Origin of the sequence: Dermacoccus sp. UBA1591, assembly GCF_002322065.1 — a bacterium.
In the GTDB taxonomy this organism is placed as follows: domain Bacteria; phylum Actinomycetota; class Actinomycetes; order Actinomycetales; family Dermatophilaceae; genus Dermacoccus; species Dermacoccus nishinomiyaensis.
In genome coordinates this window covers 9,021-13,991 of record NZ_DCNR01000069.1, presented here as the reverse complement: position 1 = coordinate 13,991, position 4,971 = coordinate 9,021, and the positions used below count along the sequence as shown (strand labels likewise).

General features: G+C 67.0%; 4 protein-coding genes. All 4 read left to right on the top strand.

Translation table 11 applies throughout. From position 1 onward, the window contains the following. Positions 1-23: 23 nt before the first annotated feature. Complete coding sequence (gene dnaA, locus B2284_RS07220; protein WP_006944755.1) at positions 24-1,529, top strand: chromosomal replication initiator protein DnaA; 1,506 nt, start codon at positions 24-26, stop codon at positions 1,527-1,529. 62 nt (positions 1,530-1,591) lie between these two features. After that, complete coding sequence (locus B2284_RS07215; protein WP_006944797.1) at positions 1,592-2,830, top strand: multidrug effflux MFS transporter; 1,239 nt, start codon at positions 1,592-1,594, stop codon at positions 2,828-2,830. A gap of 762 nt (positions 2,831-3,592) precedes the next feature. Beyond that, positions 3,593-4,723 (top strand): DNA polymerase III subunit beta, encoded by a 1,131-nt coding sequence (gene dnaN, locus B2284_RS07210; protein WP_040014531.1) that lies wholly within the window; start codon positions 3,593-3,595, stop codon positions 4,721-4,723. Positions 4,724-4,844: 121 nt separating this feature from the next. After that, positions 4,845-4,971, top strand: a 127-nt coding sequence (locus tag B2284_RS07205) for an NAD(P)-binding domain-containing protein (RefSeq protein ID WP_286697333.1), incomplete at its 3' end; no start/stop codon positions are given.

Here is a 4,971-nt window from a genome sequence, read left to right as displayed (position 1 = left end):
CCCGCAGCGCCAGGAGGAGCCACGTGACCACCGACGAACCCGTCGACTACGAGCGCACCTGGCACGCCGCGTTGGAGGACATGGACAAGCACGGCATCGGCTCGCGTGATCGCGCCTACCTCAACCTGACGCGCTTCGTCGGGCTGCTCGGTGACAACGTGCTGCTGTCCGTGCCCTTCGACCAGACGAAGCGGATGCTCGAGGGGCCGCTGCGCGAACCCGTGGCGAAGGCACTGTCGGATCAGCTAGGCCAACAGGTGCGCGTCGCCATCAGCGTCGATGAGAGTCTCCAGGCAGCGGTGCGAGACCTCGACGACGACGGTGACGCGTCCGACGAGAACACCTCTGCAGCAACCGAATCCGATGATGGAACGCTCGGGTTCACCATGCCCGGCCAGGGCGCACCACGGCCGACGAAGGCCGACCCGGGCGTCGTCCTGCCGCCTCGCTCGACGGGCTATCAGCGCGATGCCGCTGCCGCTCCGAGCGACACCGAGGCCCCGCGCCTCAACCCCAAGTACACGTTCGACACGTTCGTCATCGGTGAGAGCAACCGGTTCGCGCACGCCGCCGCCATCGCCATCGCCGAGGAGCCGGGCCAGGCCTACAACCCCCTGTTCATCCACGGCGACTCGGGGCTCGGCAAGACCCACCTGCTGCACGCGATCGGTCACTACGTGCACGACTACCACCCGAAGCTGCGGGTGCGATACGTCAGCTCCGAGGAGTTCACGAACGACTTCGTCAACTCGATCCGTGACGACCGCGCCGCGACGTTCCAGCGCCGCTACCGCGACGACGTCGACGTCCTGCTCATCGACGACATCCAGTTCCTGCAGGGCAAGGAGCAGACGCAGGAGGAGTTCTTCCACACCTTCAACGCCCTGCACTCCACCGGCAAGCAGATCGTGCTGACCTCGGATCAGCCGCCGGAGAAGCTGACGACGTTCGCCGACCGCATGCGCAGCCGCTTCAAGTCGGGGCTGACGACGGACGTCCACCCGCCCGAGCTGGAGACGCGCATCGCGATCCTGCGCAAGAAGGCCAACGCCGAGCGCATGGACATCGGCGATGACGTGCTCGAGCTCATCGCCTCGAAGATCTCGACGAACATCCGTGAGCTCGAGGGCGCGCTCATCCGTGTCGCCGCTTATGCGTCACTGCAGAAGGAACCGGTCGACCGGGCGAAGGCCGCGTTCGTCCTCAAGGACGTCGTGCCGAGCGAGACGGGGCAGATCACCGTCGGCCACATCATCGCCGAGACGGCCGTCTACTTCGGGGTGACGGTCGACGACATCAAGGGCCCGTCGCGCTCACGCAACCTGACGATGGCGCGTCAGATCGCCATGTACCTGTCGCGTGAGCTGACGGAGCACTCATTCCCACAGCTCGGACAGCACTTCGGTGGGCGCGACCACACGACCGTCATGCACGCGGAGAAGAAGATCCGCCAGCTCATCGGCGAGCGTCGCCCCGTGTACGACCAGATCACGGAGCTGACGACGCAGATCCGCCGTCGCAGTCACTGACTCCACGGTACGTCGCCATGATCAGCGTCACTGCGAGCGCCTGACGCTGAGACAATGCGCGGATGACGACGCGCCGCGCCCCGCATGCTGCTCCCCTTGACGCCGCCACATCAGGGACGCGTCGTGCCGGCGCCGTCCTCACGCTCGTGCTGGCCGGGCTGTCGATGTTCGGCCCCTTCAACGTCGACGCGCCCCTGCCCGCGTTCGCCCGAATGGGCGCCGAGTTTCACGTGGAACCGGCCGCGATGCAGCAGGTGGTCAGCGTCTACCTGTTGTCGTTCGCCGTCATGAGCCTGTTCCACGGGCCGGTGTCGGACGCCGTGGGTCGCAAACCCGTCATGACGGTGGGGATCGGTGTCTATGTCCTCGCCTCCGTCGGCTGCGCCCTGGCGCCGTCTCTGCCACTGCTGCTCGTCTTCCGCGCGTTCCAGGGGTTCGCGGCCGGGGCGGGTCAGATCATCGCGCGTGCGGTGATCCGCGACCTCTTCTCCGGCCCCGAGGCACAACGCCTGATGAGCCAGGTGTCGATGATCTTCGGACTCGCGCCGGCCTTCGCGCCGATCCTGGGCGGTGCCTTGCTGACGGTGGGCGACTGGCGCTCGATCTTCTGGTTCCTCACCGCGTTCGGTGTGGTCATGACCATCTGCGTGAGCAGGTTCCTGCCCGAGACACTTCCCGTGGAACAACGCTCGTCCCTCGCACTCGGGCCCATCGTGAGCGCTCTCCTGGCGGCACTGCGCAGCGGTCGGTTCCTACGCATCGCGCTGGCCGCGTCGCTCGCGTTCGCAGGACAGTTCTTGTTCATCTCGAACGCGCCTCTCTTCCTCGGCGGGCTGCTCGGGCTCGGCGAGAACGAGTACTGGATGTTCTTCGTGCCGATGGTGGTGTGCATGATCGCGGGCTCCTGGCTGAGCGCGCGGGCCGCCGGGCACCTCAGCGCCGCCCGTCAGGCGTCGTACGGCCTGCTGTTCGCCCTCGCCTCAGCCACGGTCGGCGTCGTCATCGCACTGCAGCCGTGGGGCAGCGACGTCCCGTGGGCGCTCGTCGCGCCTTCCCTGACGGCCTTCGGGGTTGCGGTCGCTCTGCCGGTGCTCCAGCTCGCGCAGCTCGACGAGTTTCCCCAGGCGCGTGGCACGGCGGCTTCCGCCGGCACCTTCGTCAACCTCGTCTTCGCCGCTGCTCTCGCCGGGGTGATCGGACCGTTGGTGGCCACGGACCTCGTGACGATGGCGCTCGCCGCCTTCTGCTGCGTCGCATCGGGCGCGTTGCTCTGGGCCGCCCACGTGGCGGCGCGTCGATGAGTGCGTGAATGAACCGCGAGCCAACGCCCGACGGCTGCCAAACTGCCGCTCGGCAGCTCGCAGGTGGCCACCCACATGGTTGTCCACAGAATCTGGGGACAACCATGTGGGTAAGGTGTGGGTCGCTGACGGCCCGCGAACATCCGAAGGTCCCCGAACCCCGGAATGGCGCTCATCCACACCTGTGGACAACACTGTGGAAATGTGGACGACACCGATGTGATTCCCTCCTGGTTCACGGCAACCACCCAGCCGTCAGCGAGTGATCCATCCCTCATCCACGGGGTTATCCACAGTTTCTGGGGATGAAGCAGTGGAAAACCCGTCCGATCAGGGGAAAACCCACCCCGCAACGACAGCCGGTTGTGGATGAAGATTTTCTCTCCACAACCGGCTGTCACCATCCACAGCAACGATCCCCACGTCACCCACACCCGAGATCCCAGTGCTGACGAGGACGAACAGGGGTTTTCCCCACCATCCACACCCCCTATGACGACGACCAACATCTTCACCATGGCGAGAAAGCGCCCCACGTATCCACACCGCACCCCACTGTCGACGAGCCGGCGACGTCCCCCGTCAGCACCCCTCGTCGTCTCTTGGGCGAGGCCGACGACCTGAGCTAGGCTCACGAGCGCACAGCTGTGCCTGTGGCATCGACGCGGAGTTCGTTCGCAGCAGAAGCCACCCCGCACGTGACGAGACATCGCACGAGGGTCACAGCTCGCCTGCGACGACGAACGATGAGGGACGGTGGACGTGAAGCTCCGGGTTGAACGCGATGTGTTGGCCGAAGCGGTGGCCTGGGCAGTGCGCGGTCTGTCGCAGCGCCCGCCCGTCCCCGTGCTCGCGGGTGTCCTGCTCGAGGCGAGCCCCGAGGGTCTGACGCTGTCCGCGTTCGACTACGAGGTCTCCGCGAAGGTGACGGTCGACGCCGACGTCGAGGAGGCGGGCACCGTCCTCGTCCTCGGCCGCCTGCTCGCCGACATCACGAAGAGCCTTCCGCACAAGCCGATCGAACTGATCAGCGAGGGCTCGAAGGTGCAGGTCACGTGCGGCAGCGCGAAGTTCAGCCTCCAGAGCATGCCGACGGGCGAGTACCCGACGCTGCCCGCCAACCCCGATCCGACGGGCGTCATCGCCGGGGACGTCTTCACGCAAGCCGTCGCGCAGGTCAGCGTCGCGGCCGACCGCGGTGACACCCTGCCGATCCTCACCGGCGTGCGCGTCGAGGTCTCCGGCAACAAACTGACGCTGCTCGCGACGGACCGCTACCGCCTCGCGATGCGCGAGGTCATGTGGAACGCCGGAGACGAGGGCGCCGAGTACGCGGCGCTCGTGCCCGCGCGCACCCTAGACTCGCTTGCCAAGTCCCTCGGTGCCGCCGGCAACGTCTCGCTCTCCCTGAGCGGCGCGTCGACGGGCTCTGGTCTCGCCGGTTTCGAGGCCGGCCAGCGTCGCATGACGACGCGTCTGCTCGACGGCGACTACCCCAAGGTGACGAGCCTGTTCCCGACGAGCGTCGACACGACGGCGATCGTCGAGACGGCGCAGCTCGCCGAGGCGTGCAAGCGCGTCTCCCTCGTCGCTGAGCGCAACATGCCCGTCCGTCTGCGGTTCGCCGAGGATTCGGTGCGCATCGAGGCCGGCACGGGCGAGGACGCGCAGGCGTCGGAGACGTTCGAAGCGAAGATCGACGGCCCCGAGCTCGAGATCGCGTTCAGCCCCCAGTTCCTGCTCGACGGGCTCGGCGTCGTCGGCACGAAGTACGTCCGCCTCGGCTTTACCCAGCCGACGCGTCCGGCTGTCCTGTCCGGTCAGGACGAGATCGACGGTGACGCCGACGACAGCTATCGCTACCTCATCATGCCGGTGCGTTTCGCGAACTGACGGCCGTTCGGACAGCGTTCGCGCCCCTGCCCGGACGGGCGTAGCGTGAACCCTGAGTTTTCGTGATGCGCGCGTTCCAGACGTGCGTGTCGGACATGCAACGTCACGAAGGAGAAGACCCATGCAGCTTGGTTTGATCGGTCTCGGCAAGATGGGCGGCAACATGCGCGATCGCATGAAGGCTGCGGGCATCGAGGTCATCGGCTACGACACGAATCGCGAGATCAGCGACGTCGCGGACCTCGCCG

Coding starts and splice junctions, on each gene's coding strand:
- B2284_RS07215 (WP_006944797.1), top strand. CDS start 1,592: ATGACGACGCGCCGCGCCCCGCATGCTGCTCCCCTTGACGCCGCCACA.